Source organism: Amaricoccus tamworthensis (assembly GCF_049800875.1).
Classification (GTDB): domain Bacteria; phylum Pseudomonadota; class Alphaproteobacteria; order Rhodobacterales; family Rhodobacteraceae; genus Amaricoccus; species Amaricoccus tamworthensis.
This window is the reverse complement of record NZ_JBNAFV010000001.1, coordinates 283,178-309,820: the sequence shown is the minus strand read 5'-3', so window position 1 is coordinate 309,820 and position 26,643 is coordinate 283,178. Positions and strand designations below refer to the sequence as shown.

Sequence of the window (26,643 nt, the reverse complement as noted above, 5' to 3'; positions counted from 1 at the left end):
CGGGATCAGGAAGCGAGGCGCGGTTTGCGTGTGCGACGGTTTCCGGTGGGGACGGTCGCGGCGCCATTGCTGCCCTGTTTGTCCTCGGGTTCCACGAGACCGGCGGAGATGATCATTTTCGCCGCCTCCTCGACCGTCATGTCGAGCGGTTTGACCTCGTCCTTCGGCAGGAAGAGCAGGAAGCCCGAGGTTGGGTTCGGCGTGGTCGGGACAAAGACGGAGACGAGTTTGTCGGCTCCGGACCGGCGCAGCACCTCGCCATTGGTGTCGGTGGACACGAAGGCGAGGGCGAAGACGCCCTTGCGGGGGTATTCGATGAGGCAGGCGGTCTGGAAGGAATTGTTGGACTGGCTGAAGATGGTTTCGGCGATCTGCTTCAGGCCGTTGTAGATTGACCGCACGACCGGCATGCGCTCGACGAGGCGTTCGCCGAAGCCAAGGATCTGGCGGCCCATGATGCCCTTGGTCAACGCGCCGATGGTGGTGGTGAAGGCAAGGAAGACGATCACGCCGAGGCCGAAGATGTTTCGGCCAAAGATGTTCTCGGGATTGTAGCGGCCCGGAATCAGCGGAACGACCTTCGCGTCGATAAAGCCGATGGTGGTCCAGACCAGATAAACGGTCAGGAACATGGGCAGTACGACGACAAGTCCGGTCAGAAAATCACGACGGAGTCTTTGAAACAGTGTGGGCTGCGGAACTTTCCTGCGTCGCCGCACGGGTCTTTGGGCCATATTGAAATTCCTTGGTTGAGGCAGACTTAGTGCGCCCCGACAGTCAGTACAAGCAGCGGTATTTTTTCTAATATTTCAATAACGCCAGTTTGCCCGCAATTTGTGCAGCCATGCGCGCATTGTTGCGGACGAGTCCAATATTGGCCTTTAGGGCGCGTCCCTCTGTCAGTTCTCCGATGCGCGACAGGAGGTAGGGTGTGACGTCTTTGGCGAGGATGCCCGCGGCATCCGCGTCGGCGAGGGCGCGTTCGATATGGGGTGTCATTTCCTCGGCCGGGATTTCCTCCTCCGCCGGGATCGGGTTGGTCACCAGCTGGCCGCCCGCGAGGCCGAGCTGCCGGCGCATCCGGTGGGCTTCGGCGATTTTGGCCGGGTCGTCCTGGCGCAGGGGGCTTTTGAGGCCGGAGCGGCGGGACCAGAAGGCGGGAATTTCGTCCTGGCCAACGCTGAAGACCGGAACGCCGAGGGTTTCAAGGACCTCCAGCGTTTTGGGAATGTCGAGAATGGCCTTTGCCCCGCTCGCCACGACCGTCACCGGAGTTTGCGCGAGTTCCTGGAGGTCGGCCGAGATGTCGAAACTCAGTTCCGCGCCGCGATGGACGCCGCCGATGCCGCCGGTGGCGAAGACCTCGATGCCCGCAAGGTGTGCGGCGATCATTGTGGCCGCGACCGTGGTGGAGCCGGTTGCGCCCTCGACCAGTGCCACGGCAAGGTCGGCGCGGGAGAGTTTGCGCACGTCCTTCTGGTCCGCGAGCCATTTCAGCCGCTCGCCGTCGAGGCCCACATGGATGTGTCCGTCGAAAATGGCGATGGTTGCCGGGACCGCACCCTTTGCCCGCACTTCCGCCTCGACCGCTTCGGCGGTCTGGATGTTTTCGGGATGGGGCATGCCGTGGGTGATGATGGTCGATTCCAGAGCCACGACCGGTTCTCCGTTGCGGAGGGATCCGGCGACTTCGGGTGATACTGTGAGGGGAAGTGTCATGTTGGGATTCCGGTGATGTGTCGCGCCGCGGTTTCCAGCGCCAGGTTGATGGCGGCTTCGGGCGACAGGCCATTGTTGCGCGCATTTATATGCGTGGCTGCGAAGATGTCACCCGCTCCGGTCACTGTTTGTGTTGTTAGCCGGGCCGGGGAGGCGGTGACGTGGGTGCTTTCGTCCCGGTAGGTTGCCGGGTTTGGACCGTCGGTGACGAGGGCTGCTCCGGCCCCGGCATCGACAAGCGACGCGGCGGCTTCCCCCGAGGTGGCGAAGGTGGTGCGCTGGATGGCCTCAGCCTCCAGCCGGTTGACATAAAGCGTGATGGACGGGTTGAGGGCGGCGGCCCCGTGCGTGTGCATTTTTGTGGGGCTGGCGCCGAGGAGGGTGATGGTGCGGTCGTTTGCCACATTCACGAGCTCCGCGAGTACGGCCGGGGACAGGTTGCCGTCGGCTATGATGCGGGCGTCGCGGAATGTGTCGGGATGGCTGGTGAGGGGGGAGAGTATGGTGCTGCCGGATGCCTCCAGCCCCTGACAGTCGGCGACGGAGGCGTGGAGGGAGCCGTCCATCCCCTCGATCGCGAGATAGGTTCCGGTTGGGGTGTCGTTTTTCGTCACGTGGCTGCAGTCGATGCCGCGTGAGGTAAGTTGCTGGCACAGGGTGTCGCCGCGTGCGTCCGCGCCGATGGCCGAAAGGAGCATGGTGGGGGCGCCGGTGGCCGCAAGGTGGAGGGCGACATTGGTCGCGACGCCGCCGGGGCGCCAAAGGACGCGGCCGGGAACGTCGGCGCCGGGTGGGAGCGGTTCGCCGGTTTTTGCGATCACGTCCCAGTGGGCCGCGCCGATGCAGACGAAGGCGGGGGTCAAGGCGCTGGGCTTCCCTGTGCCAGGGTGGACGGTGTCATGTCTGGTGAGTCTCTGCCATCAAAGTCAGCGCGATAGTGCATTCAATTGCGATGGCCGCAAGGGCGTCCTGCCGGCTGATTTGAGTGTTGAGTGGCGGGCGCGATGTCATAAAAACTGCATCACTCTGTGGGATGACGGGGTCAGACCACGAATGGGGTTGCCAAACCGGTCCGTAGCGACTAGTAGCGCGGCACGAAATCCACAGGCGGGGTTGCGGCATCGCGGGGGAGAAATCCCCGGGGCGTCCACCGGTTGGGCCAAACGGCTCTTCTCCCTGCTGAGGCGAAACCGGAAAAGGAAAACGGATTATGGCTCTTCCCGAGTTCACAATGCGTCAGCTGCTGGAAGCTGGCGTTCACTTTGGCCACCAGACCCACCGCTGGAACCCGCGCATGGGTCAGTACATCTACGGTGACCGCAACGGCATTCACATTCTTGACCTGACCCAGACCGTTCCGCTGCTTGACGCGGCGCTGAACGCGGTACAGCAGACCGTCGCCAAAGGCGGCCGCATTTTGTTCGTTGGTACCAAGCGTCAGGCATCCAAGGCGATTGCCGAAGCTGCCGAGCGCAGTGCACAGTATTACATGAACCACCGCTGGTTGGGCGGCACGCTGACGAACTGGAAAACCGTTTCCAATTCGATCTCGCGTCTGAAATCCATCGACGAGAAGCTTGAGGCCGGCGCCGAGGGTCTGACCAAGAAAGAGCGTCTTGGCATGGAACGTGACCAGGCCAAGCTGCAGATGTCGCTCGGCGGCATCCGCGAAATGGGCGGCACGCCGGACCTGATCTTCGTGGTCGACACCAACAAGGAAGAACTCGCCATCCAGGAAGCCAAGAAGCTTGGCATCCCGGTGATCGCGGTTCTCGACACCAACTCCTCGCCCGACGGCATCGACTTCCCGATCCCGGGTAACGACGATGCGGCCCGTGCGATTGCGCTTTACTGCGACCTGATCGCCCGCGCGGCGCTGGACGGCATGGCCGCACAGCTTGGCTCCGCCGGTGTCGACATCGGTGAGTTCGAGGATGGCCCGGTTGAGGAACTGGCCGCCGAGGAAACCGCACCGGCTGCCGAAGCCGCCCCCGCCGAGGCTGGTGGCGAGCAGGCTTCCGCCTGATCCAGTAACGAACCGCTGCCGGGAAACGGGTCCCCGGCAGCGGATATCCGTCCCGATTGATAATTTGAGGAGAGCGTTGATGGCTATCACCGCTGCAATGGTAAAAGAACTTCGCGAAGTGTCCGGCGCCGGAATGATGGACGCCAAAAAGGCACTGGTGGAGAACGACGGCAATCTTGAGTCCGCCATGGACTGGCTCCGGACCAAGGGTCTGGCCAAGGCTGCCAAGAAATCCGGCCGTACGGCTGCTGAGGGCCTGGTTGGCGTCGCGGTTTCCGGTGGCGTGGGTGTTGCCGTTGAGGTGAACTCCGAAACCGACTTCGTTGCCCGTAACGCGGACTTCCAGTCGATGGTTTCCGGCATTGCCAACGTCGCGACCGGCGTTGAAGATGTTGACGCGCTGCTGGCTGCGGACCTGGGTGGCAAATCCGTTGGCGACACCGTAACCGACAAGATCGCAACCATCGGTGAGAACATGTCGGTTCGCCGCATGGCGAAAATCGAAGGCGACAGCGTGGCGGCCTATGTGCACAACGCCGTTGCGGACGGTCTTGGCAAAATCGGTGTTCTGGTTGCCCTGAAAGGCACCGACAACGGTATCGGCAAACAGATCGCAATGCATGTTGCGGCGACCAACCCTGCGTCCCTCTCCGAGGCGGACCTGGACGAGGCCGTTGTTGCCCGCGAAAAGACCATCCTGACCGATCAGGCCCGCGAATCCGGCAAGCCGGAGCAGGTCATCGAGAAGATGATCGTTGGACGCATGAAGAAGTTCTTCGAGGAAGTGACGCTTCTGAACCAGAAGTTTGTCATCGACCCGGACGTGAGCGTTGGCAAGGCTGCCGCTGATGCGGGTGTTGAGGTTGTCGGCTTCGTTCGTCTTGCCGTTGGTGAGGGCATCGAGAAGGAAGAAGAGGACTTCGCAGCCGAGGTTGCAAAGACCGCTGGTCTCTGAGGATCCCGCCGCCTTTTTCGGCAACAGACTGAACAAAAGGAAACCGGGCGGCCTGGCCGTCCGGTTTTCGCATTGAATCCCCCGGCGTTTTCCGACATTTTACCGGCGTAGTTTTCAGCGAAAGAGTACTCCATGACGGACAGCCAGACGGACCAGCCGAAATCGGTTGAAGCCCCATCCTACAAGAGGGTGCTGATCAAGATTTCAGGTGAGGCCCTGATGGGGACGCAGCAGTTTGGTCTGCATCCGCCCACGGTGGCGGGGATCGCCGAGCAGGTGGTCGCGCTTCATGATCTTGGTCTGGAGATCTGTCTGGTCATTGGTGGCGGCAATATTTTCCGCGGTCTTCAGGGCAGCGCCCAGGGGATGGAGCGCACAACCGCTGATTACATGGGCATGCTTGCGACCGTGATGAACGCGCTCGGAATGCAGTCCGCCATCGAATCCCGTGGCGTTGATACAAGGGTAATTTCCGCCATTCCGATGGACCAGGTCTGTGAGCCCTATATCCGCCGCCGTGCGGTGCGTCACCTGGAAAAAGGGCGGGTCTGTATCTTTGCGGCCGGTACGGGCAATCCGTATTTCACCACGGATACCGCCGCGACACTGAGGGCGTCGGAGATGTCCTGTGAGGCGCTGTTCAAGGGAACGCAGGTCGATGGCGTTTATGACAGCGATCCGAAGACCAACCCGGACGCGAAACGCTACGACCAGGTGAGTTATGATGTCGTGCTGAGGGACAACCTCAAAGTCATGGACGCCGCCGCAATTGCGCTTGCGCGGGACAACAGGCTGCCAATTATTGTATTTTCGCTCGGTGAACCCGGTGGACTGCCCGCGATCCTTCGCGGCGAGGGCAGGTTTACACTCGTGGAACCGAGTTGACCGGACCGGATACTGGAGGCTGACATGTCCGTTGACGAAATCGATATCGACGCGATCGACAAACGCATGAAGGGGGCGCTCAACGCGCTTCATGGCGAGTTTGCGTCCCTGCGAACCGGCCGGGCTTCGGCGTCCATGCTGGACCCGGTGATGGTGGAGGCCTATGGCTCGCCGACGCCGATCAACCAGGTGGGCACGATCAACGTACCCGAGCCGCGGATGGTCGTGGTCAATGTCTGGGACAAGAGTCTGGTGAATGCCGTAGACAAGGCCATTCGCCAGTCCGGTCTGGGCATCAACCCGCAGATGGACGGCACCATTTTGCGTATTCCAATCCCGGAGCTGAACGAGGAACGACGCCGTGAGCTTGCCAAGGTGGCCGGTCAGTATGCGGAAAACGCCCGTATCTCCATCCGGAACGTGCGGCGCGATGGCATGGACCAGATCAAGAAGGCAAAGGCGGACGGCATGGCGGAGGATGACCAGAAAATCTGGTCGGACGAGATTCAGGAGCTGACCGATGCGGCTATTGGACGTGTTGACGCGGCGCTTGCGGCCAAGCAGGAAGAGATCATGCAGGTCTGAGGGCCTGCGGACGCGCGTATTGCGTTGAAGTAACGAGGTAGCGGCGAATGCAGACACTCCCGGAAGACGGTAAACCGGCGCTTCAGAAGCACGTGGCCATCATTATGGATGGCAACGGTCGCTGGGCCGAGAGCCGGGGGCTGCCGCGTCTTGAGGGGCATCGCCGTGGCGCGGACCGGGTGCGGGAGGCTGTCGAGGCCTGTCCGAAGTTCGACATCACGCATCTGACGCTGTTCGCGTTTTCCACGGAAAACTGGAAACGGCCGCATGCCGAGGTTTCGGGACTGATGCGGCTGTTCCGCCGGTTCATCAAGAAAGAGGGCGCGCGCCTTGTCTCCGAAGGGGTGAAGGTGCGTTTTATCGGGGGGCGCGAGCGTCTCGATGCGGATCTGCAGGCTCTGATGGGCGGGTTGGAGACGACCACGGTTGAGAACGAAAAACTTCATCTGACCATTGCCATCAACTATGGCGGGCGGGACGAGATCCTGCGGGCCACGCGGCGGATGGCTGCGGATGTGGAGTCGGGTCGGGTCTCGCCGGCTAACATAACGGCGGAGACGATGGCGGAATACCTCGATACGGCCGGTCTGCCGGATCCGGATCTGATCATCCGGACCTCGGGTGAGCACCGGGTTTCGGGTTTCCTGCCGTGGCAGTCGGCCTATTCCGAATTTGCGTTTGTGGATGCGCTCTGGCCCGATTTTACCGAGGAACTGTTCGGGCAGCAGATGCGCGTTCTGGGGCAGCGTCAGAGACGATTTGGAGCCATCGCCGGATGAAACCTTTGAGCGGGCAGGGATCGCGGTTTTCGGATCTCGGTCTGCGTTTGGGATCTGCGGTGGTGTTGGCACTGGGTGGTGCCTTCGTCATCTGGCTTGGCGGGCCGGTCTTTGTTTTGGCGACCGCCGTGGTTCTGGCGCTGATGCTCTGGGAATACGTTCGTATGATTTCCGGTGACAGGTCCATTTTCAATTTACCGCTTCTGCTGTCGGGTTTGGGGGGCATTGCCTGGGTTCTTTTGGCCGGGAGCGGCTGGACCTATGTCGGGCTGATGTGCCTTGTCGCCGGGGCGCTGGCGGCCGGGCTGGTGGCTGGTCGCAGGTTTGAGTGGCTGGCGGGCGGTGTGCTCTATCTCGGGATTGCCGCCGGGACGGCCGTGATCCTGCTCAACCTGCCGACACAGGGGATGGAGACGGTCATTCTCCTGATCCTTGTGGTGATCTCAGCGGATGTTGGGGCGTATTTCACCGGTCGGTCGGTTGGCGGAAAGAAACTCTGGCCGGCGGTGAGCCCGGGGAAGACCTGGTCGGGTGCCTTTGGCGGTCTCGCCGCGGCAGCGGTTGTAGGTGCGGTGTTTGCGGCGGCGGTGGGCTGGTCGGTGCCCTGGGCCATTGTGGTCAGTCTTTTGGTGGCGGTGGGCTCGCAGTGCGGGGACCTGCTGGAATCCGCGGTGAAGCGGCAAAGCGGCGTGAAGGACTCGAGCAATGTCATCCCTGGCCATGGCGGGGTTTTGGACCGCTTTGACGGAATTCTGGGGGGGCTGCTGGTCTATGCCGTACTGCATGCGCTCGGGCTCGGCCTGGTCGGTCAGTAGGTAGTCCATGCGCAGGAAGGTCAGTATTTTCGGCTCCACCGGGTCGATCGGGTGCAACACGGTTTCCCTTATTGAGGCGCAGGGCGGTGCGGAGGCCTATGAGGTGGTCGCTGTGACGGGGGCCACGAACCTGTCCCTGCTGGCGGAACAGGCGGTTCGGCTGAAAGCGAAATACGCGGTCACGTCCATTCCGTCGAAACTGACCGATCTGCAATCGCTGCTCTATGGCAGCGGAATTACCTCTTTGGCCGGGCCGGAGGGACTGCTGGAGGCGGCGCGGGTTCCGGTTGACTGGACCATGTCGGCGATTGTTGGGTTTGCGGGACTGGCTCCCGGGCTGGAATCGGCGCGGCATGGGGGTGTAATTGCGCTTGCCAACAAGGAGAGCCTCGTTTGTGCGGGCGATCTGTTCATGCGGACCTGTCGGGAGCATGGCACGGAACTGTTGCCGGTGGACAGTGAGCACAGCGCGATATACCAGGCGCTGTGTGGCGAGAAGATGTCCGAGGTGGAGCGGATTATCCTGACGGCGTCCGGTGGGCCATTTCGGGAGAAGCCACTGGCGGATCTGACGGATGTGACGCCGGAGCAGGCCTGTAAGCATCCGAACTGGGACATGGGCCAGAAGATATCCATCGACAGCGCGTCGATGTTTAACAAGGCCATGGAAGTCATTGAGACCAAATATCTTTTTGGCATTGATGGCGACCGGATTGAGGTTGTCGTCCATCCGCAGTCCGCGGTGCATTCCATGGTCGGCTTTTGTGATGGCGCGGTGATGGCGCATCTGGGGCCGACGGATATGCGCGGGTCCATTGGATACGCCCTGAACTGGCCGGAGCGGCGGCCGCTGCCGCTGGAGCCGTTTGATCTCGTGGCTCTGGGGCGGCTGGATTTTGCGGCAGTGGACCATGAGAAGTTTCCTTCCGTGAACCTGGCCTATCGGGCGTTGCGCGAGGGCGGGTTGGCTGGTGCGGTGTTTAACGCCGCCAAGGAGGCCGCACTCGAAGGATTTATCGCCGGTTTTATCGGTTTCCTTGACATGAGCAGGCTTGTTGAACATGTGATGGATGAAATCGCGGGAGAAGCGGCGCAGTTTGGATCGGAATACGATCTTTCCGATGTTCAACGGATCGACGGCGTCTCGAGGGTGGCCGCCCGCAGCTGGATTTCCCGGCACAACAGAAAGTAAAGCATGGAACTGATCTCACAAATTCCCCTGATTGGCGGGTTCCTGTCCACGGTTCTGCCATTTGTTGTCGTTCTGGGGATTGTGGTTTTTGTTCACGAATACGGCCACTACATTGTTGCCCGCTGGTGCGGCATTCATTCCGAGGTTTTCTCGATTGGATTTGGGCCGGTTCTGTGGTCCCGGCGGGACAGTCGAAACACGCTCTGGCAGGTCGCGGCGATCCCGCTTGGTGGATATGTGAAGTTTCTTGGAGATGCGGACGGGTCAAGCCGGGCCGATCCCGATGCCTATCACGAGTTGAGTGCCGAGGATCGCGGGCGCAGTTTTCACTATGCGAGTGTCTGGCGGCGCATGGCGACGGTTGTGGCCGGGCCGGTTTTCAACTTCATCCTGACGATTGCCATATTCTTCGGTGTGATCACCTGGAACGGTGTTTCCGTGACGGAGCCGGTGATCGGTGAGGTCAGCAGTGTGGGAGAGGGCAGATTTTCGACGTTGCAGGTCGGCGACCGGGTGCTGACGGCAAATAGTGCGGAAATCACCACCTTTGAGGGCATTCTTCAGGCCGCGCTGGATATGGAAGAGCCCGGTCCGATGGTGTTTGAGATTGAGCGCGACGGGCAGCAAATGGAAGTGGAGACGCCGTTCGCGTTTCCGCCGCTGGTTGGCGGTGTGTCGCCACTGTCGCCGGCGAGCCGGGCCGGGCTTGAGCCGGGTGACCTTATTCTGACCGCGGATGGCCAGGACCTGGTGGCGTTTGAGGACCTGCGCCAGGTTGTGATGGCGTCGGGTGACGAGACGATTCCGATGACCGTTGAGCGGGATGGCGAGGAGCTGACGCTGTCGATCACGCCTCTGGAGCAGGACATCGAGAACGGCGAGGGCGGGTTTGAACGGCGCGTCATGATCGGTGTGGCCGGTGCCACGCTCTATATGCCGGCCTTTGAGCGGCCGAACCCGATTGAGGCTTTGGGCCTGGCGGTGTCGAGCATGGTCAATATTATCACGCAGTCCCTGAATGGTCTGAAACACATGATCGTCGGTGATCTGGGTGTCGACAATCTGCAGGGACCGTTGGGTATTGCCCAGATCTCCGGTGAGACCGCGCAGCACGGGTTGATGAGTTTTATCCGGCTGATTGCGGTGATCTCGACCGCGATTGGGATGCTGAACCTGTTTCCGATCCCGGTGCTCGATGGAGGGCATCTGGTAGCGTTCGCCTATGAGGCGATCCGTGGAAAACCACCCGGGCAGGCCGTGATGCGAATTGCCATGTCGATAGGACTTGGCTTGATACTGCTAATGATGGTATTTGCCACGTACAACGACATCATGCGGATGGTGAGTTAAAAAAGGGCGGAAAAATCGCCCACGAGCAGAGGGGCGACAGAATGTTACGGCAGGTCCAGTGGATTCCGGCGGCGGTCCGGGTAATTTTAACAGCCCTTCTAATGGTTTCGGCGCAGCCGGTATCGACGGCTCTGGCGCAGGGGACCGCGGTCTTCAGCAGGATCGACGTCGCGGGCAACCAGCGCATTGAGGCCGACACGGTCCGGGCGTTTTCGGGGCTTGAAGCCGGTGAGCCGGTCACGCCGGAACAGGTCAATCTGGCGGTTCGCGAGCTTTACGAATCCGGTCTTTTTGAGAGTGTTGACGTGCAGCCGCAGGGCGGGCGCCTGCTCATCACGGTTCAGGAAAATCCCACGATCAACCAGATTGCGTTTGAGGGCAATGAGTCGCTCGAGGATGATGCGCTTTCGATGGTGGTGCAGCTTCGCCCGCGTCTGGCCTATTCGGTTCCGGCGGCGGAGGCGGATGCGCAGCGGATTGTTGAGGCGTATCGCCAGTCGGGCAGATATTCGGCTCAGGTCAATCCGGTTATTGTGCGGCGTCCCGACAACCGCGTCGACCTGGTTTTTGAAGTGTTCGAGGGTCAGAACACTCAGGTTCAGCGGGTCAGTTTCAACGGCAACCAGGTGTATTCCGACAGCCGTTTGCAGCGGGTAATCCAGACGAACCAGGCGAACTGGCTGAGTTTCCTGTTCGGTGGCACGAACTACGATGCGGACCGGCTGGAGCTCGACAAGGAACTGCTGCGCCAGTTTTATCTGGAGCGTGGCTATGTGGATGCGCAGGTACTGTCGGCCACGTCGGAAATCTCGCGGGAGCGCAGCGGGTTTTTCCTCTCTTTCACCCTGTCGGAAGGCGAGCAGTACAATTTCGGCGAGATTGGCCTGTCCTCCTCGATCCCGGGGCTTGATGCGGCGCAGTTTGAGCCTCTGCTCGATCCGGTTCTGGGCGGTGGTGTTTACAACATCCGCCTTGTGGAGCGTGTGATTGAGCGGATCACCTTCGAGGCCGGGCAGCTTGGCTACGCTTTCGCCGACGTTCAGCCGCAGGTCGACAAGGACGAGGCCAACCGGCTGATGAACATCACCTTTGAGCTGGCACAGGGCGAGCGGGTTTTTGTCGAGCGGATTGACATTACCGGCAACAACCGGACGCTTGACCGGGTTATTCGCCGCCAGTTCCGGCTTGTCGAAGGCGACGCGTTCAACACGCGGGAAATTCGCGACGCGGAAGACCGTATCCGTGGACTTGGGTACTTCTCGAATGTGAATGTGGCGGTCCGTGACGGGTCCGGTCCGGGGCGCGCTCTGGTGGGCGTGAATGTTGAGGAACAGGGCACAGGCAGCCTCTCCCTTGGTGGTGCGTTTTCGACGGGTGAAGGCGTGACCGCGCAGGTCGGTATTACCGAGCGCAACTTCCTTGGTCGCGGACAGACGATTTCGGCTACGGTCTCGGCCAACTCGGAATTCGGAAACTTCGAGTTCGGTTTTGCCGAGCCTGAACTGTTTGACCGTGACCTTCTGGCCGGGTTCAACATCTACTACCGCGAACGCGATCTGTCGGAACAGTCGTTTGAGACCAAGAACGTGGGTTTCGAGCCGCGTGTCGGGTTTCCGCTCAGTGAGAACGGGCGTCTGATTGTTCGCTACCGGCTCTCGGAAGATGAGATCGACAATGTCGAGGACACGGTGTCGCGTGTGATCTTCAATGAGGAGGGGAGCCTTACGACGTCGGCGCTCGGGTTTACCTACTCCTACGACAAACGTAACTCGGTGGTGGATCCAACGGCGGGCTTCATCCTGACACTTAACCAGGAGTTTGCGGGTCTCGGCGGCGATGTGCGCCATTCCAAGACCTATGGTTCGGCCAAAACCTATACGAGCTTCTTTGAGGAGGATCTGATCCTGTCCGCGACGCTCGAGGGTGGTGCTATTTTCTCCGACGATGGAACGCGAATCCTCGACCGGTTTAACGCCGGTGGCGACTCCTTCCGTGGCTTTGAGCGGAACGGTGTGGGACCCCGTGACATGTGTGATGTCGGCGAGTGTCTTGATCCGCAGGAGGATGTTGAGGTCGATGAATCCCTCGGCGGCAACTACTACGGCGTGCTGCGCATGGATGCGAGTTTCCCGCTTGGACTTCCGCAGGAATACGGCATCTATGGCGGTGTTTTCATGGATGTGGGTTCGCTTTGGGGCCTCGACGACACCGCAGGCAGCATGGGTGAGGTGGACGACGATTTCAAACTGCGTGCGGCCGCAGGAGTCAGCCTGTTTGTGGATACGCCGTTTGCGCCGCTGCGGTTCAACTACGCCTATCCGATCAAAAAGGTCGATGGCGACAAGGAGGAGCGGTTCCGGTTCAGCGTGGCGGCCCGGTTCTGATGAGGCACATGCGGAAAATTCTGGCGGTTTTTCTGGTCGGGGTTTTCTGCGCGGTCGGTGTCTCGCCGCAGTCGGTGGCGCAGCCCTATGAGAAGCCGCCACCGTTTCTGTTCATCAATCAGGAGCGCATTCTGCCAGGTTCCCGTCGCGGGCAGGCGCTGCTGGCGGAGGAGGACGAGGCGCGCGAGGCTCTGGTGGCGGAGGCGCGTGCGATTGATGCCGCGTTCGAGCAGGAGGAACTGGCCCTCAATGAACGGCGGGATCAGTTGTCTCCGGAGGAGTTTCGCGAACTGGCCGCCGATTTTGACCGGCGGGTGATCCAGGCGCGGCAGGACCAGGACGACAAATCGGCTGAACTGGCCCGGACGGTCGACCTCGAACGGCGGCAGTTTTACGCCTCTGTGGCGCCAATTCTGGTGGATTTGATGGACCGCTATGGCGCAAATGCCATTCTGGACGAAAAAAGTGTGTTACTGGCGGCGCAAAAGCTTAACATTACCAATGAGGTGATCGCGGAGATTGACGCGCGGTGGGACGAAAGTAAAACGTCCGCCGAAACGCTGGAGTAGGACAGGGGAGAAACCAATGCCGCTCGACATAAATGCGGACCTGAAGCAGTACGATGTCCTGGAAATAAAACGGATGATCCCGCACCGGTATCCGTTCCTGATGATTGACCGGGTACTGAATGTTGAGCCGTGGAAGACCGCGGTGGGCATTAAGAACGTCACATCCAACGAGCCCCATTTCGAGGGCCATTTCCCGGTACGTCCGGTGATGCCGGGTGTTCTGATCGTCGAGGCGATGGCCCAGACCGCGGCGGTGCTGGTGGTCGATACGCTCGATCTGATCGACACCAATCGGCTCGTGTATTTCATGAACATTGACCAGGCCAAGTTCCGCAAGCCGGTGGTGCCTGGTGATCAGGTCGAGCTTCATGTTGAGGTGGTGCGCGGCAAGACCAAGATCTGGAAGTTCAACGGCACGGCTATCGTGGATGGCACCGTCTGTGCGGAGGCCTGCTTCACCGCGATGATCATGTCGCCCGACGAAGCCGACGGGAAGGACTGATCATGGGGGTTGATCCCACTGCCAGTGTTCACCCGACAGCCGTGATTGAGGACGGTGCGGTTGTTGGACCCAACTGTTCCATCGGTCCCTACTGCGTCATTGGTCCGCAGGTTCAGCTTGCCGAAGGCGTGGTGCTGCACAGCCATGTGGTGGTGGCGGGTATCACCTCGGTCGGGGCAAAGACGACGATCTGGCCCTTTGCCTCCATCGGTCATGCGCCGCAGGACCTGAAATATGCCGGGGAGCCGACGCGCCTGGAAATCGGGTCCGGCAACCGTATTCGTGAGCATGCCACCATGAACCCAGGCACGGTGACCGGAACGGGCGTGACGCGGGTGGGGGACAACAACCTGTTTATGATGGGCACCCATGTGGCCCATGACTGTGATCTGGGCAGCAATATCGTCATGTCCAACAATGCGGGGCTTGCCGGTCACTGCATTGTGGAGGACCGGGTGATCCTTGGCGCGATGTCGGGGGTTCACCAGTTCGTCCGTCTGGGGCGTGGTTCCATGCTGGGTGGCATGGCGGCTGTTGTGGCTGATGTGGTTCCCTACAGCATTGTGGCCGGTGACAGGGCGCATCTGGCCGGGCTCAACCTCGTGGGTCTGAAACGGGCCGGAGCGGAGCGTGAGCATATCAAGGGGCTGCGCCTGGCCTTTGACGGGTTGTTTGGCCGTGAGGGGACGTTGCAGGACCGCGTGACGGCGGCGGCGGATGCCCATACGGACAATCCGCTGGTGCAGGAACTTGTTCGCTTCATGAGTACGTCCTCGCAGCGGTCCTACACCCAGCCCGCGGATTGAGCGATGGCCGCCGCAGACGGCCTTGCAATCGTGGCTGGACGGGGCGAGCTGCCCCGGCTCCTGGCTGAGAAAGAGGCCGCACGGGGCGGCAGTTACCGCATCGTTCAGTTTGAGGGTGTGGAACTGGACTGGAGTGACGGTCACCCGGTCATTCACGCCCTGTTTGAGAAGCCCGGACGTCTTTTTGCCCGGTTGCGGGAGGCCGGATGTCGGCGGGTCGTCTTTGCCGGGGGCATGGTGCGGCCGGAACTGAAGCCATTTCGGTTTGACCTCAAGATGCTCAAACTCGCGCCCATGGTCATGTCCACCCTTCGCTCCGGTGACAGCACGACGCTGCAGACCGTTGTGCGGATATTTGAGGCGGAGGGAATGACGGTGGTTGCGGCCCATGACCTGCTGCCGGACCTTTTGGTGCATGAGGGCAGTGCCGGTCGGGTTCATCCGGGCGAAAACGATCTTAAGGACATGGAGCGGGCGCGCGGGATCGTGGACGCCATGGGAGTTGCGGATGTGGGCCAGGCGACCGTGGTGGCGCGGGGAATATGCCTTGGCGTGGAAAGCATCCAGGGCACGGATGCGATGCTGAAGTTTGTTGCGGATACGAGGACCGACAACAGCGACGGGACGCGTGTGGGCGTGCTCTACAAGGCGCCAAAGCCGGGGCAGGACTGGCGTATGGACCTGCCGGTGATCGGTCGCGCAACGGTTGAGAATGCGGCGCGCGCCGGTTTGGCGGGTATCGCGGTACAGGCGGGTGGCGTGATGATGCTCGGGCGGGAGGAGACCGTTTCCACGGCCGACCGGCATGGGGTGTTCGTCTACGGGCTTGGGGGACGGTAAATGACGGAGCAAAAGCCGCGGCTGTTTATGATCGCGGGCGAGGCGTCGGGCGATCTGCTGGGAGCGGCGCTGATCAGGGGCTTTCGAGAACTGAATGGCGTTGCACCGGAGCTTGAGGGCATTGGTGGCATCAACATGGCCGAGCAGGGGCTGGCGTCGCTGTTTCCCATGGAAGAGCTGTCAGTGATGGGGATTGTCGAGGTCCTGCCCCGCGCGGGGCATCTGCTGCGCCGGGTGCGGGAGGCCGCGGATGCGGTGGTGGCGATGAAACCCGATGCCCTTGTGACGATCGACAGTCCGGATTTTTGCCTCCGTGTCGCGGCGCGGGCGCGCAGGGAGCTGCCCGATCTGAGGGTTGTCCATTACGTGGCGCCCTCGGTCTGGGCGTGGCGTCCGGGGCGGGCCAAAAAGATGGCGAAGGTCGTGGATCATGTGCTTGCGCTCCTGCCGTTTGAGCCGCCCTACATGACGGCGGCGGGGATGAGCTGTGACTTTGTCGGGCATCCCATCACGACGGTTCCGGCCGCCGGTGAGGAGGAAATTCGCAAGCTGCGGGCGGAGTTTGGTATCGCGCCCGAGCGACGGGTGGTTGTGGTTCTGCCCGGATCGCGGGCCAGTGAGATTACGCGTCTGGCGCCGGTTTTTGCGGGCGTCGTGTCCGATCTGTCGCGCGAGCATCCGGATGTGGATGTGATCATTCCGGCCGCACCCGCTGTGGCGCATTTGCTGCAGGACTACTTTCCGCCGCTCGAGACCGGTGGTCCGCATATCCTGACCGGGGAGGGACGCACGGCAAGCGAGGTGGAACTGCGCAAGCGGGCGGCGTTTGAGACGGCTGATCTGGCGCTGGCCGCGTCCGGGACCGTCAGCCTGGAACTGGCGGCGGCGGGCACGCCGATGGTTGTGGCCTATAAGGCCAATGCACTGACGGCGATGCTGCTGCGGCGGTTTTTGCTGATTGATACGGTGACGCTCGTCAATCTGGTGTCGGAAACCAAAGCGGTGCCGGAGTTTTTGCAGGAGGACTGCGTGCTCACCAAAATCGAGCCGGAGGTCGAAAGACTGCTGTCCGACCCTGACCATGCCCGGGAACAGATTGAGGCGGCGGAGAAGGTTATGAAGCTGCTTGGACGCGGCGGGGAGACACCGGGTCTGCGCGCGGCGAAATCGGTTCAGGCGTTTCTGGAACGCACCGCTGGCTGAAAACACAAAAAAGCCGGCACGGGGTGGTTCCGTGCCGGCTTTCCGTTTTGGTTTGGGGCGCCTTAGCGGTTTTCGACCTCGACATAGTCGCGGTGGGTTGCGCCGGTGTAAAGCTGGCGCGGGCGACCGATGCGGGCCTTGGGATCCTCAAGCATTTCCTTCCACTGGGAAATCCAGCCCACGGTGCGGGCCAGCGCGAAGATCGGTGTGAACATCGATGTCGGGAAGCCCATCGCGTCGAGGATGATGCCGGAGTAGAAATCGACGTTCGGGTAGAGTTTCTTCTCGACGAAGTACTCGTCCTCAAGCGCGATTTTCTCGAGTTCCTTGGCAACCTGAAGCGTCGGGTTGTTTTCGATTCCCAGGAGGCCGAGAACCTCGTCGGCGCTTTCCTTCATCACTTTGGCGCGCGGGTCGAAGTTTTTGTAAACCCGGTGACCGAAGCCCATCAGGCGGAACGGATCATCCTTGTCCTTGGCGCGGGCGATGAATTCCGGAATGCGGTCGGCCGTGCCGATCTGACGCAGCATGGAGAGGCAAGCCTCGTTGGCGCCGCCATGGGCCGGACCCCAGAGACAGGCCACGCCTGCCGCGATACAGGCGAACGGGTTCGCGCCGGAGGAGGAGGCAAGACGCACGGTCGAGGTGGAGGCGTTCTGCTCGTGATCCGCGTGCAGCGTGAAGATGCGGTCCATCGCACGGCTGAGGATCGGGTCGATCGGATAATCCGTGGTTGGCACCGAGAAGCACATGTTCAGGAAGTTCGACGCGTAATCCAGGCTGTTGTTCGGATACACGAAGGGCTGACCGATGGAGTATTTGTAGGCCCAGGCCACAATGGTCGGCATCTTGGCGATCATGCGGATCGTTGCGACCTCGCGCTGCCAGGCGTCGGAGATGTCGGTGGAATCGTGGTAGAAGGCCGACATCGCGCCCATTGCGCCACAGACGATGGCCATCGGATGCGCGTCGCGACGGAAGCCGCGGAAGAAGTAGCTCATCTGGTCATGAAGCATCGTGTGGTTGGTCACACGGGCCTCAAAGTCATCAAGCTGCTCGGCTGTGGGAAGCTCACCATAAAGCAGGAGATAGGCTACTTCCAGGAAGTGGGATTTGGATGCCAGCTGATCAATCGGGAAACCGCGATAGAGCAGTTCGCCCTTTTCTCCGTCGATATAGGTAATCGAGCTTTCGCAGGAACCGGTCGACGTGTAGCCGGGGTCGTAGGTGAAGAGGCCGGTCTTACCGTAAAGCTTACCAATATCAACGACATCCGGTCCAATGGTACCCGAATAGATTGGAAACTCGTAATCCTCGCCACGAATACTCAGCTTTGCGGTGTCTTGAGACTGGTCAGTCATGCATCATTCCCTCTGTTTCAACCGCGCTGGTGCGCAATCTGTTTGTTATGCGCGGTGGAAAAATCGCCGCGCCAAGGTTTCCGGTGCTCCGGGCTCAGACTTCTGTACCTAGAGAATTTGCACAATCGTTAATTCGGGCCAGTGACTCTTCGCGCCCGAGAATACTCATCATGTCAAACACGCTTGGAGAAACAGTCCGGCCCGTCAACGCAACGCGCAGTGGCTGGGCGATTTTCCCAAGGCCTGTCTGGTTTTCCTCCGCAAATTCCCGAACACTGGCCTCGATATCACTTGGCGTCCAAGTAGCATGTTGCAGTCGCGTGGTCAAATCCTTCAGCATACCTTGGGATACATTGCGCAGGACTTTTTGGGCCGGCGCGTCGGTTTCAAACGGACGTTCCTCAAGGATAAATCTACCCATATCAATGAGTTGCGGCAGGGTCTTTGCACGCTCCTTCATTCCGTCCATGGCCTGGAGCAGAAGTTCGCGCCGGGTTTCATCGAGGGGCGGCTTATTGTGCGCCGCAAAATACTCCTCAATTTCTTTCAAGAGCTGCTCGTTGGACGCCATGCGGATGTGCTGACCGCTCAGGTTTTCGAGTTTTTTGAAGTCAAACCGGGCCGGGGATTTGCCGACCTTGTCGAGATCAAACCATTCGACGGCCTGGGCGGTGGTGAAAAACTCGTCATCACCGTGGCTCCAGCCGAGACGCGCGAGATAGTTGCGCATGGCCTCGGCCATGTAGCCCATCTCGCGGTAGGCTTCGACGCCGAGCGCGCCGTGGCGTTTCGAGAGCTTGGCGCCGTCCGGTCCGTGGATCAGCGGAATATGGGCGAAAACTGGCACGGGCCAGCCCATCGCCTTGTAGATCAGGGTCTGACGTGCGGAATTGGTCAGATGGTCATCACCACGGATAACATGGGTCACGCCCATGTCATGGTCGTCAACAACAACGGCCAGCATGTAGGTTGGCGTACCGTCGGACCGCAGCAGGATCAGATCGTCAAGAGTATCGTTCTTCCAGGTGACCTCGCCCTGCACGACATCAGTGATCGTGGTTTCGCCTTCGCGTGGTGCCCTCAGCCGCACAACGAAAGGCAGGTCCGGGGCGTCGGCCGGGTCTGCATCGCGCCAGGGGGAGCGGAACAGCGGCGGGCGCGTGGCGGCTTTTTCGGCCTCGCGGAATGCGGCAATTTCCTCCTGGGTTGAGTAGCAGCGGTAGGCGTTTCCACTGGCCAGAAGCTCGTTGGCAACCTCGGCATGGCGGTCGGCGCGGGAAAACTGGCTGACGGCCTCGCCGTCCCAGTCGAGCCCCAGCCAGCGCAGGCCCTCGAAAATCGCGTCCGTGGCTTCGGGAGAGGAGCGGGAACGGTCGGTGTCCTCGATGCGAAGCAGAAACTTTCCGCCTTTTGCGCGGGCATAAAGCCAGTTGAACAGGGCCGTTCTTGCGCCTCCAATATGGAGGAAACCGGTTGGTGACGGCGCAAAACGGGTAATGACGGGTGTGCTGGGAGGCATATTGGTTAATCTCTCGGAAACCACGTGGGAGTTAAGCTGCTATAAAGCGAATTCCGGCCAGGAGAACAAGAGACGTGGGCGAGCGCTCACCATTGGCGATCCTGTCGTCCCAGCAAAACCACCTTCCCCTATGGATTCCCGTGGCCTTTGCCATCGGAATTGGTGGCTATTTCTCGATGCCGACCGAGCCGAATGTCATCGTGCTTTCAGCCTTGATGTTTCTGGGTTTGGTTTGTGTCGTTGCCGGAGTTTTTGCAAGGGGCGCGGCACGGATTTTGGTGCTCGCGGTTCTGATTGCTTTAATGGGGTTTGGTGCGGCGGTTTTCCGGAGCAACATGGTCGCGGCGCCGGTACTGGCCTGGCCGCAGACGGTAAACGTGGAGGGGCGGATTGTTGGGCTCGACCGGTCGTCCAGTGGTCGGCCGCGGATCACGTTGGATCGGGTCATTCTCTACGGCACCGATCCGTCCCGAACGCCGGAACGGGTGCGGGTTTCGCTGGAGCCCGATACGGATGAGAGCGTCTTGATACCGGGCGCGCGGGTTCTGGGGCAGGCGCGGCTGTCCCCGCCTTCGGCGCCGGCCGAGCCGGGTGGTTTTGATTTCCGTCGTCACGCCTGGTTTGACCGTCTGGGTGCGGTGGGGTACTCGCGCACGCCCTTCGTGGAGCGCCCAGGTAAGTCCGGGTTTGGGCTGTCGCAGGCGCTGTTCAAGCTGCGCCTGCATTTGTCGCGTCAAATTCAGGAGTTGATACCCGGACGGGATGGCGGATTTGCGGCGGCGATCCTGACCGGTGACAGGTCGGGCGTCGATCCGGAGGCGTTGCAGGATTTGCGGCGGACGAACCTGGCGCATCTTCTGGCGATTTCGGGGCTGCATATGGGGCTTCTGACCGGGTTCACGTTTGCAATGGTCCGCATTGGTCTGGCGTTTGTTCCGCGGATTGCGCTGAATGTGTCGTCGAAGAAAATCGCTGCCGTGGTCGCGCTGGTCGCGGGGGCGGTGTATCTGGGGCTGTCGGGCGCCAATGTGGCCACCCAGAGAGCCTTCATCATGACATCGGTCGTTCTGTTTGCCGTGCTGCTGGACCGACCGGCATTTTCGCTGAGGTCGGTGGCCCTCGCGGCGTTCGTGATCCTGGCGATACGGCCGGAATCCCTGACCGGGGCGGGGTTTCAGATGTCATTCGCGGCCTCCATTGCTTTGATTGTGACCTTTGACCGGCTTGGCAAACAGGAGTGGTGGCGTGATTCCGGATCGCTTGCCTGGCGGGCGTCGCGGCCGGTGATTGCGGTGGCGATCACGTCATTTGTGGCGGGAGCGGCAACCGCGCCGTTTTCGGCGTTTCATTTCAATACGCTTTCGCAGTACGGCCTGGTTGCCAATGTGCTGGCGGTTCCGGCCATGGGCCTTCTGGTGATGCCGGCGGCGGTAGTTGCGGGGATTTTGTCGATCATTGGGCTTGGTGCGCCGGCGTTTTGGGTGATGGGTCAGGGGATTGCTTACATCCTCAATGTCGCCGGCTTCATGTCGTCGCTGGAGGGTGGCGTGCGTACGATTCATGCCGGGCCGTCTCTGGCGCTGGTGCTGATTGCGCTCGGGGCGCTTTTTGTCATCCTGTGGATTGGACGGCTGCGCTATGCCGGGGTGCTTCCGGTGTTTGCCGGGCTGTTTTTGTGGATGTCGGCGGAAAGGCCGGACATTTTGGTCTCCGAGAACGGTCGCCTCTTTGGCGTCGAGACGGGCGCGGGGCGCGTGGTGAACTCCGAGAAGGGCAACAGTTTTGCGGCCAGTATCTGGCTGCGCAATGATGGCGATGGTGCCAGTCAGAGGGAAGCGTTTCGCAGGCCGGGAATGGAGCGCACCCGCGGGCGGGCGTTTATCTCAGTCCCGGGACTGGGCGGGTTTCGCTATGTCGGATCGAAAAAGCCGGGCGAGGAGTTCCAGACCGCATGCAAGACGGATGCGATCCTGTTGGCCCCGGACTGGAAATCGGAGCCGGACGGGGATTGCGTATTTATTGGGCGCAATCTGCTGCGGCGGGAGGGGGCCATTGCCATCAGCATTGTGGATGGCCGGCCCGTGCTGGATGGCGCCAAATCAAGAAACAGTTCGCGACCCTGGACGCGCGATCATTATCGATCGGCTGGCAACTGACGCGACCCGTAGGGTTGCGTGATTAGTAGGAGCGGATGAGACCCACGAGTTTGCCCTGAACCTTGACCTGGTGGTCCTGGTAGAGGCGGGTCTCGTAGGCGGGGTTGGCGGCCTCGAGCGCAATGGTGGTGCCGCGACGGCGGAAGGTTTTCAGGGTCGCTTCCTGATCCTCGACGAGCGCCACCACGATGTCGCCATTGCTGGCCGTGGACTGTTCCTGGATGACGACCACGTCGCCATTGTTGATGCCGGCCTCGATCATCGAGTCGCCCTTCACGTGGAGGGCGTAATGACGACCGGTGTTCGACAGCATGGAGGCCGGGACGGAGACGTTGTGGGACACCTCCTGAATTGCCGCAATCGGCGTACCGGCGGCGATCCGGCCCATGACGGGCAGGTCCACCGCACCGGTCGTAACCGAAGGCTTCGCGCGGGCGGCGCTTTCGCGCTCGCGGCGTTTGTCGGCAAGGCTGGCCGTTGTGGACAGAGTGCCACCATCGATGCTGTCGGGCAGTTTGACAATCTCTATGGCGCGGGCGCGGTGGGCAAGCTTTCGCACGAAGCCCCGTTCCTCCAGAGCGGTGATCAGGCGGTGAATTCCCGATTTCGACCGAAGATCAAGGGCATCCTTCATCTCATCGAATGAGGGGGGAATACCGTCCTTCTGCATTCTGGTGTGGATAAACTGGAGCAAATCGTGTTGCTTGCGCGTCAGCATCTGTGGATCCTTGTCTGTCCCTGACCTGTTCTAAGAATGTTCCTGTTTTGTGTCAAGTTGTGTTCGCGTTATTCAACCCACAATAGATTAGAACCACAGAAACTCAATCAGATCTCCCGCCTGTCGCGCAGGATCTTCGGGCGCACGCACCATTAAAGCGTTGGATTTTGCGAGGACCGAGAGGAGCGAGCTGTCCTGCTTCTGCCACGGGGCGCAGATGAAACGCCGGTTTTCCCAGCTTACCGTGGCTCTCATGTAGTGCTCGCGAATGCCGTTTTTGCCAATGTCCGTCGCCAGTTCGGCGGCGTGGCGCTCGGGCATTCCGTCCGGAAGGCCAAGCATGCGATGGACCACCGGCACGAGGAACAGCCGCGCGCAGACCATGGCGGAGACAGGGTTGCCCGGCAGACCAATCATTGGCGTGCCCTTCAGGGTGCCGGCCATAAGGGGTTTGCCTGGGCGCATGGCGATTTTGTGGAATTCGAGTTGCAGGCCCCGCTCCACGGCGGTGGACTGAACGAGATCAAAATCGCCCACAGATGCGCCGCCGATGGTGACGATCAGGTCCGCGTCACTGGCGAGGTCGAGGACTGCGGTGAGGCTTTCCGGGGTATCCTCGGCAATTGGCATCAGGCGTGCCTCGGCGCCGTGATCCTGAAGCATCGCCTGGATGCCGTAGGTGTTCGAGGCCGGGATCTGGTCGCGTCCAACGGGGGAGCCCGGGGTTACAAGCTCGTTGCCGGTGGCGATGATGGCGACCACGGGCTTCCGGGAAACCTGAACCGTTCCGTGGTTCATTGCGGCGATCAGCGCGATCCGGCTGGGGTCGAGGCGCTGGCCTGCCTGGAGCCGCGCGCCTTCCTCAAAATCGGTACCTGCGGGCCGGATGTAGACCTGGCTGTCGAGGTTGGTACCGAGTGTTATTCTGTCGCCATCGCGGGTGACGTCTTCCTGAATGACAATGCGGTCCGCGCCGTCGGGGACGGGCGCGCCGGTGAATATCCTGACGGCGGTGCCTAGAGATATGCTGAGGTCGGTGCGTTCGCCAGCGGTTGAGGTGCCGATGACGGTCAGTGTCGTGCCTGGGGCGACATCGTCGTTGCGGACCGCGTAGCCGTCCATTGCGGAGGCTGAAAATGGCGGTTGGGACCGTGCGGCAACCACATCGGCGGCAAGGGCGCGACCGTTTGCCCGTTCAAGAGGGACGGTTTCCTGGTCAAGCCGGCTGAACAGGGCCAGCAGCCGCGAATGGGCCTCCGCCACGCTAATCACGGTCAGGTTGCCTCGTACCGGCCCGACTTGCCGCCGTCCTTCAGCGTTACCCTGACATCGCCGATCACCATTTCCCGGTCCACGGCCTTGAGCATGTCATAGACGGTGAGACCGGCGACGGAGACCGCCGTGAGCGCTTCCATTTCCACGCCGGTGCGGCCGGTGGTGCGAACGGTGGCGGCAATGTTGACCCGGTTTTGCGCGTCATCAATTTCAAACTCGACGGACACCTTGCTGAGCGGCAGCGGGTGGCACAGCGGAATCAGGTCGGGGGTGCGCTTGGCGGCCATTATGCCTGCGAGGCAGGCCACGCCAAGGACGTCGCCCTTTTTGGCGGTGCCCTGACGGACCATTTCCAGTGTTTCCGGTTTCATGCCGACCCAGCCGGTCGCGGTGGCGATGCGACTGGTTACGTCCTTGTCGGTGACGTCGACCATCTGGGCGGCGCCGGACTCGTCGAAATGGGTCAGGCCGGACATTACTCGCCTTCCGGACGCCATGGGCTGCGAAGCAGTTCGCGGGTCGCGAGTTCGACATTATCCTGACGCATGAGGGTTTCACCGATCAGGAAGCAGCGCACGCCCATGCGGGCAATGCGGGCGAGGTCGTGACGGTCTCCAAGGCCGGATTCCGAGACGATCATCCGGTCGAATGGAACACTGCGTGCAAGGGAGCGCGTCGTGCCGAGATCGGTCTCGAACGTGTTCAGGTCGCGGTTGTTGATGCCCATCAGGATCGACCTGAGTTTCTTCGCGCGGTCGAGTTCTTCCTGGGTATGAATTTCGAGCAGCACATCCATGCCCCAGGCTGTTGCCGCGTCCTCGAGCTCGGCGGCTTGCGTGTCGGAGACGCTGGCCATGATGATGAGGATGCAGTCGGCGCCGAGCGCGCGGCTTTCCACCACCTGCCACGGGTCGTAGATGAAGTCCTTGCGCAGAACGGGCAGGGAGACGGCCGCACGGGCGCTGGTCAGAAAGCTGTCATGGCCCTGAAAGCTGGGCTCGTCCGTCAGAACGCTGAGACAGGTTGCCCCACCGGCCTCGTAGGCTTTGGCAATGCTCACCGGGTCGAAATCCTCGCGGATCAGGCCCTTGGAGGGGCTGGCCTTTTTGACCTCGGCGATCAGGCCGTAGCCACCGGCGGCGGAGGCGTCACGCAGGGCGTTGGCGAAGCCGCGGGTGGGGGAGGCGTTGAGCGCGGCGGCCTCCAGGTCGGCCAGCGACTGCTGTTCCTTGCGCCGGGCGACGTCCTCGAGTTTGTAAGCCTTGATGTCGTCGAGAATGGTCACGTGCGGTCTCCGGTCGTGGGTATGGGGCTGGCGGCGGCAAGTTGCGCGACTTTCCCGCGGGCCGCGCCCGAGTCAATGCTTTGACGGGCGAGCTCCGCGCCCTCGGTGAGGCTGTCGACGCGCCCTACCACCACCAGTGCGGCGGCGGCGTTCATGAGCACGGCGTCGCGATAGGCGGAGTGTTCGCCGTTGAGCAGGGCCTTCAGGGCGGTGGCGTTCTCCGCCGGGGTGCCGCCAAGGATCTGCTCGAAATCGTGTGTCGGCAGACCTGCCTGTTCGGGATGGATTTCGAACTCGTTGATGGCGCCGTCGCGCAGTTCCGCAACCCAGCTGGATCCGGAAATGGCGATCTCATCCGTGCCGTCCGATCCGTGCACGAGCCAGGCGCGGGTGGTTCCCAGAGCCTGCAGTGTCTCGGCCATGGGTCGGATGACGTCTTTGGAATAGGCGCCGGTCAGTTGGAATTTTACCGAGGCCGGGTTCGTCAGGGGGCCGAGCATGTTGAAGATCGTACGGGTGCCAAGTTCCTGGCGCGCGGGCATGACGTGCCGGGTGGCGGGGTGATGCATCGGGGCCATCATAAAGCCGATGCCGACCTCATTGATGGCTTTTTCCACCACGTCCGGGCCTACCATGACATTGATGCCAAGCTCGGTAAGCGCATCCGCCGCGCCGGATTTTGAGGAAAGGTTGCGGTTGCCATGTTTGGCCACAACAACGCCCGTACCGGCCACGACGAAGGCCGTGGCGGTTGAGATGTTGAGGGTGCCCTTGCCGTCGCCGCCGGTGCCGACGATGTCCATGGCACCTTCCGGTGCCCTGACGGCGTGGCAGCGGCTGCGCATTGCTGCTGCTGCGGCGGCGAATTCATCCACGCTCTCGCCGCGGGTGCGGAGGGTCATGAGAAAGCCGCCGATCTGGGCGGGTGTGGCGTCGCCTTCCATGATGGCACCGAAGGCGGCTTCGGCCTCTCCACGGGTCAGGGCGCGGTCAACGGCGGTGGCGATCAGGGGTTTGAGATCACTGCTCATGCCGGCACCGCGACCATGTCGAGGAAGTTTCGCAGGATCTGATGACCATGCTGCGATGCGATGGATTCGGGATGGAACTGAACGCCGTGAATGGGCAGCGTGCGGTGCTGAAGCCCCATGATGGTGCCGTCCTCCACATCCGCGGTGATCTCCAGACAGTCGGGCAGGGAGGCGCGCTCCACGGTCAGGCTGTGATACCGCGTGGCCTCAAAGGGCGAGGGCAGGCCGGCGAAAACGCCCTGACCGGTATGGCGTATGTGTCCCATCTTGCCGTGCATGATGGCGTCGGCCGAGACGACCTTACCGCCGAAGGCCTGTCCAATGGACTGATGCCCAAGACAGACCCCAAAGAGCGGTGTTCCGGTGGTTTTGACGGCCTCGATCAGGTCCAAACATATCCCGGCGCGGTCCGGGTCACAGGGGCCGGGCGAGAGGATGATGGCCGTGGGCTGCATGTCCAGGGCCTGCTGCACCGTGATGCTGTCGTTGCGCTTCACCACGGTTTCCGCTCCCAACTCGCCAATGTAGTGGTACAGATTCCAGGTGAAGCTGTCGTAATTATCGATCAACAGCAACATGGCATTCCCCTTCCGGAGCAGTCTGAATTGTGCAATATCGCTCCGGCGCCATACATGGCCCCGTTACTCGGGCAGGGTCAAGGGGAAGCTTGCGGACAGGACATCGTCGG

The 26,643-nt window shown here is 61.4% G+C and carries 26 protein-coding genes; 15 read left to right on the top strand and 11 right to left on the bottom strand.

Annotation, left to right across the window (positions count from 1 at the left end):
* Positions 1 to 5 precede the first annotated feature (5 nt).
* From ACP15P_RS01490 to ACP15P_RS01480, 3 genes are all read right to left on the bottom strand, one after another.
* Entirely contained in the window at positions 6 to 734 is a 729-nt protein-coding gene (locus ACP15P_RS01490; protein WP_424926718.1) for a DUF502 domain-containing protein, read from the bottom strand.
* 67 nt (positions 735 to 801) lie between these two features.
* Positions 802 to 1,719, bottom strand: a complete 918-nt coding sequence (locus ACP15P_RS01485) for a pseudouridine-5'-phosphate glycosidase (RefSeq protein ID WP_424926717.1) — start codon at positions 1,717 to 1,719, stop codon at positions 802 to 804.
* Positions 1,716 to 2,582 (bottom strand): PfkB family carbohydrate kinase, encoded by an 867-nt coding sequence (locus ACP15P_RS01480; RefSeq protein WP_424926716.1) that lies wholly within the window; start codon positions 2,580 to 2,582, stop codon positions 1,716 to 1,718. Before ACP15P_RS01480 ends, ACP15P_RS01485 begins: the two co-directional genes overlap by 4 nt.
* Before the next feature lie 347 nt (positions 2,583 to 2,929).
* On the opposite strand from ACP15P_RS01480, the gene rpsB reads away from it, so the two are divergent.
* From rpsB to lpxB, 14 genes are all read left to right on the top strand, one after another.
* On the top strand, positions 2,930 to 3,745 hold the full coding sequence (gene rpsB, locus ACP15P_RS01475; protein ID WP_424926715.1) for a 30S ribosomal protein S2: 816 nt from the start codon (positions 2,930 to 2,932) through the stop codon (positions 3,743 to 3,745).
* 79 nt (positions 3,746 to 3,824) lie between these two features.
* Positions 3,825 to 4,700, top strand: coding sequence for a translation elongation factor Ts (gene tsf, locus ACP15P_RS01470; protein WP_424926714.1), 876 nt, complete (start codon positions 3,825 to 3,827; stop codon positions 4,698 to 4,700).
* Between the two features lie 132 nt (positions 4,701 to 4,832).
* Entirely contained in the window at positions 4,833 to 5,585 is a 753-nt protein-coding gene (gene pyrH, locus ACP15P_RS01465) for a UMP kinase (RefSeq protein ID WP_424926713.1), read from the top strand.
* Positions 5,586 to 5,609: 24 nt separating this feature from the next.
* Positions 5,610 to 6,170 carry a ribosome recycling factor gene (frr, locus tag ACP15P_RS01460; protein ID WP_424926712.1) on the top strand — a complete coding sequence of 187 codons (561 nt, stop codon included), beginning with the start codon at positions 5,610 to 5,612 and terminating at the stop codon, positions 6,168 to 6,170.
* Positions 6,171 to 6,217: 47 nt separating this feature from the next.
* Positions 6,218 to 6,949: a polyprenyl diphosphate synthase gene (gene uppS / locus ACP15P_RS01455; protein WP_424926711.1), complete on the top strand. Its 732-nt coding sequence runs from the start codon at positions 6,218 to 6,220 to the stop codon at positions 6,947 to 6,949.
* A complete protein-coding gene (locus ACP15P_RS01450; protein WP_424926710.1) occupies positions 6,946 to 7,764 on the top strand; it encodes a phosphatidate cytidylyltransferase in 819 nt (272 codons plus the stop codon). Before uppS ends, ACP15P_RS01450 begins: the two co-directional genes overlap by 4 nt.
* A 7-nt stretch (positions 7,765 to 7,771) precedes the next feature.
* Positions 7,772 to 8,956 carry a 1-deoxy-D-xylulose-5-phosphate reductoisomerase gene (dxr, locus tag ACP15P_RS01445; protein WP_424926709.1) on the top strand — a complete coding sequence of 395 codons (1,185 nt, stop codon included), beginning with the start codon at positions 7,772 to 7,774 and terminating at the stop codon, positions 8,954 to 8,956.
* 3 nt (positions 8,957 to 8,959) lie between these two features.
* Positions 8,960 to 10,306, top strand: coding sequence for an RIP metalloprotease RseP (gene rseP, locus ACP15P_RS01440; RefSeq protein ID WP_424926708.1), 1,347 nt, complete (start codon positions 8,960 to 8,962; stop codon positions 10,304 to 10,306).
* Between the two features lie 41 nt (positions 10,307 to 10,347).
* Positions 10,348 to 12,690, top strand: a complete 2,343-nt coding sequence (bamA, locus tag ACP15P_RS01435; protein WP_424926707.1) for an outer membrane protein assembly factor BamA — start codon at positions 10,348 to 10,350, stop codon at positions 12,688 to 12,690.
* Between the two features lie 8 nt (positions 12,691 to 12,698).
* Positions 12,699 to 13,259 (top strand): OmpH/Skp family outer membrane protein, encoded by a 561-nt coding sequence (locus ACP15P_RS01430; RefSeq protein WP_424926706.1) that lies wholly within the window; start codon positions 12,699 to 12,701, stop codon positions 13,257 to 13,259.
* Between the two features lie 16 nt (positions 13,260 to 13,275).
* Positions 13,276 to 13,761 (top strand): 3-hydroxyacyl-ACP dehydratase FabZ, encoded by a 486-nt coding sequence (gene fabZ / locus ACP15P_RS01425; protein WP_424926705.1) that lies wholly within the window; start codon positions 13,276 to 13,278, stop codon positions 13,759 to 13,761.
* Between the two features lie 2 nt (positions 13,762 to 13,763).
* Positions 13,764 to 14,567 (top strand): acyl-ACP--UDP-N-acetylglucosamine O-acyltransferase, encoded by an 804-nt coding sequence (gene lpxA, locus ACP15P_RS01420; RefSeq protein ID WP_424926704.1) that lies wholly within the window; start codon positions 13,764 to 13,766, stop codon positions 14,565 to 14,567.
* A gap of 3 nt (positions 14,568 to 14,570) precedes the next feature.
* Positions 14,571 to 15,407, top strand: a complete 837-nt coding sequence (locus ACP15P_RS01415; protein WP_424926703.1) for an LpxI family protein — start codon at positions 14,571 to 14,573, stop codon at positions 15,405 to 15,407.
* Positions 15,408 to 16,610, top strand: a complete 1,203-nt coding sequence (gene lpxB, locus ACP15P_RS01410; RefSeq protein ID WP_424926702.1) for a lipid-A-disaccharide synthase — start codon at positions 15,408 to 15,410, stop codon at positions 16,608 to 16,610.
* 62 nt (positions 16,611 to 16,672) lie between these two features.
* On the opposite strand, the gene ACP15P_RS01405 is transcribed toward lpxB, so the two are convergent.
* Together ACP15P_RS01405 and gltX are read right to left on the bottom strand one after the other, a co-directional pair.
* The gene (locus ACP15P_RS01405) at positions 16,673 to 17,971 is read right to left on the bottom strand and encodes a citrate synthase (protein WP_424926701.1); all 1,299 of its coding nucleotides are present in this window, start codon (positions 17,969 to 17,971) and stop codon (positions 16,673 to 16,675) included.
* 94 nt (positions 17,972 to 18,065) lie between these two features.
* The gene (gene gltX, locus ACP15P_RS01400) at positions 18,066 to 19,490 is read right to left on the bottom strand and encodes a glutamate--tRNA ligase (RefSeq protein ID WP_424926700.1); all 1,425 of its coding nucleotides are present in this window, start codon (positions 19,488 to 19,490) and stop codon (positions 18,066 to 18,068) included.
* A gap of 74 nt (positions 19,491 to 19,564) precedes the next feature.
* On the opposite strand from gltX, the gene ACP15P_RS01395 reads away from it, so the two are divergent.
* Positions 19,565 to 21,646, top strand: a complete 2,082-nt coding sequence (locus tag ACP15P_RS01395) for a ComEC/Rec2 family competence protein (RefSeq protein ID WP_424926699.1) — start codon at positions 19,565 to 19,567, stop codon at positions 21,644 to 21,646.
* Positions 21,647 to 21,668: 22 nt separating this feature from the next.
* Here ACP15P_RS01395 and lexA read toward each other — a convergent pair whose 3' ends face one another.
* The 6 genes from lexA to ACP15P_RS01365 all read right to left on the bottom strand — a co-directional run bounded on the left by lexA (position 21,669) and on the right by ACP15P_RS01365 (position 26,533).
* The gene (gene lexA, locus ACP15P_RS01390; RefSeq protein ID WP_424926698.1) at positions 21,669 to 22,364 is read right to left on the bottom strand and encodes a transcriptional repressor LexA; all 696 of its coding nucleotides are present in this window, start codon (positions 22,362 to 22,364) and stop codon (positions 21,669 to 21,671) included.
* 87 nt (positions 22,365 to 22,451) lie between these two features.
* Positions 22,452 to 23,636, bottom strand: coding sequence for a molybdopterin molybdotransferase MoeA (locus tag ACP15P_RS01385; protein ID WP_424926697.1), 1,185 nt, complete (start codon positions 23,634 to 23,636; stop codon positions 22,452 to 22,454).
* A gap of 2 nt (positions 23,637 to 23,638) precedes the next feature.
* On the bottom strand, positions 23,639 to 24,115 hold the full coding sequence (gene moaC / locus ACP15P_RS01380) for a cyclic pyranopterin monophosphate synthase MoaC (protein WP_424926696.1): 477 nt from the start codon (positions 24,113 to 24,115) through the stop codon (positions 23,639 to 23,641).
* Positions 24,115 to 24,924 carry an indole-3-glycerol phosphate synthase TrpC gene (gene trpC / locus ACP15P_RS01375; protein ID WP_424926695.1) on the bottom strand — a complete coding sequence of 270 codons (810 nt, stop codon included), beginning with the start codon at positions 24,922 to 24,924 and terminating at the stop codon, positions 24,115 to 24,117. The genes moaC and trpC overlap by 1 nt, the downstream gene beginning before the upstream one ends.
* Positions 24,921 to 25,955 (bottom strand): anthranilate phosphoribosyltransferase, encoded by a 1,035-nt coding sequence (gene trpD, locus ACP15P_RS01370; RefSeq protein ID WP_424926694.1) that lies wholly within the window; start codon positions 25,953 to 25,955, stop codon positions 24,921 to 24,923. Before trpD ends, trpC begins: the two co-directional genes overlap by 4 nt.
* Positions 25,952 to 26,533, bottom strand: a complete 582-nt coding sequence (locus ACP15P_RS01365; RefSeq protein ID WP_424926693.1) for an anthranilate synthase component II — start codon at positions 26,531 to 26,533, stop codon at positions 25,952 to 25,954. Before ACP15P_RS01365 ends, trpD begins: the two co-directional genes overlap by 4 nt.
* Positions 26,534 to 26,643 lie beyond the last annotated feature (110 nt).

Excerpts from the sequence above, each read along its gene's own strand:
- lexA (WP_424926698.1), bottom strand. The coding sequence starts at position 22,364 with ATGCTGACGCGCAAGCAACACGATTTGCTCCAGTTTATCCACACCAGA.
- lpxB (WP_424926702.1), top strand. The coding sequence starts at position 15,408 with ATGACGGAGCAAAAGCCGCGGCTGTTTATGATCGCGGGCGAGGCGTCG.
- bamA (WP_424926707.1), top strand. The coding sequence starts at position 10,348 with ATGTTACGGCAGGTCCAGTGGATTCCGGCGGCGGTCCGGGTAATTTTA.
- fabZ (WP_424926705.1), top strand. The coding sequence starts at position 13,276 with ATGCCGCTCGACATAAATGCGGACCTGAAGCAGTACGATGTCCTGGAA.
- ACP15P_RS01485 (WP_424926717.1), bottom strand. The coding sequence starts at position 1,719 with ATGACACTTCCCCTCACAGTATCACCCGAAGTCGCCGGATCCCTCCGC.
- ACP15P_RS01430 (WP_424926706.1), top strand. The coding sequence starts at position 12,699 with ATGCGGAAAATTCTGGCGGTTTTTCTGGTCGGGGTTTTCTGCGCGGTC.
- gltX (WP_424926700.1), bottom strand. The coding sequence starts at position 19,490 with ATGCCTCCCAGCACACCCGTCATTACCCGTTTTGCGCCGTCACCAACC.
- rpsB (WP_424926715.1), top strand. The coding sequence starts at position 2,930 with ATGGCTCTTCCCGAGTTCACAATGCGTCAGCTGCTGGAAGCTGGCGTT.
- rseP (WP_424926708.1), top strand. The coding sequence starts at position 8,960 with ATGGAACTGATCTCACAAATTCCCCTGATTGGCGGGTTCCTGTCCACG.
- moaC (WP_424926696.1), bottom strand. The coding sequence starts at position 24,115 with ATGTCCGGCCTGACCCATTTCGACGAGTCCGGCGCCGCCCAGATGGTC.
- pyrH (WP_424926713.1), top strand. The coding sequence starts at position 4,833 with ATGACGGACAGCCAGACGGACCAGCCGAAATCGGTTGAAGCCCCATCC.
- ACP15P_RS01490 (WP_424926718.1), bottom strand. The coding sequence starts at position 734 with ATGGCCCAAAGACCCGTGCGGCGACGCAGGAAAGTTCCGCAGCCCACA.
- frr (WP_424926712.1), top strand. The coding sequence starts at position 5,610 with ATGTCCGTTGACGAAATCGATATCGACGCGATCGACAAACGCATGAAG.
- dxr (WP_424926709.1), top strand. The coding sequence starts at position 7,772 with ATGCGCAGGAAGGTCAGTATTTTCGGCTCCACCGGGTCGATCGGGTGC.
- ACP15P_RS01415 (WP_424926703.1), top strand. The coding sequence starts at position 14,571 with ATGGCCGCCGCAGACGGCCTTGCAATCGTGGCTGGACGGGGCGAGCTG.
- ACP15P_RS01405 (WP_424926701.1), bottom strand. The coding sequence starts at position 17,971 with ATGACTGACCAGTCTCAAGACACCGCAAAGCTGAGTATTCGTGGCGAG.
- trpD (WP_424926694.1), bottom strand. The coding sequence starts at position 25,955 with ATGAGCAGTGATCTCAAACCCCTGATCGCCACCGCCGTTGACCGCGCC.
- uppS (WP_424926711.1), top strand. The coding sequence starts at position 6,218 with ATGCAGACACTCCCGGAAGACGGTAAACCGGCGCTTCAGAAGCACGTG.
- ACP15P_RS01365 (WP_424926693.1), bottom strand. The coding sequence starts at position 26,533 with ATGTTGCTGTTGATCGATAATTACGACAGCTTCACCTGGAATCTGTAC.
- lpxA (WP_424926704.1), top strand. The coding sequence starts at position 13,764 with ATGGGGGTTGATCCCACTGCCAGTGTTCACCCGACAGCCGTGATTGAG.
- tsf (WP_424926714.1), top strand. The coding sequence starts at position 3,825 with ATGGCTATCACCGCTGCAATGGTAAAAGAACTTCGCGAAGTGTCCGGC.
- ACP15P_RS01450 (WP_424926710.1), top strand. The coding sequence starts at position 6,946 with ATGAAACCTTTGAGCGGGCAGGGATCGCGGTTTTCGGATCTCGGTCTG.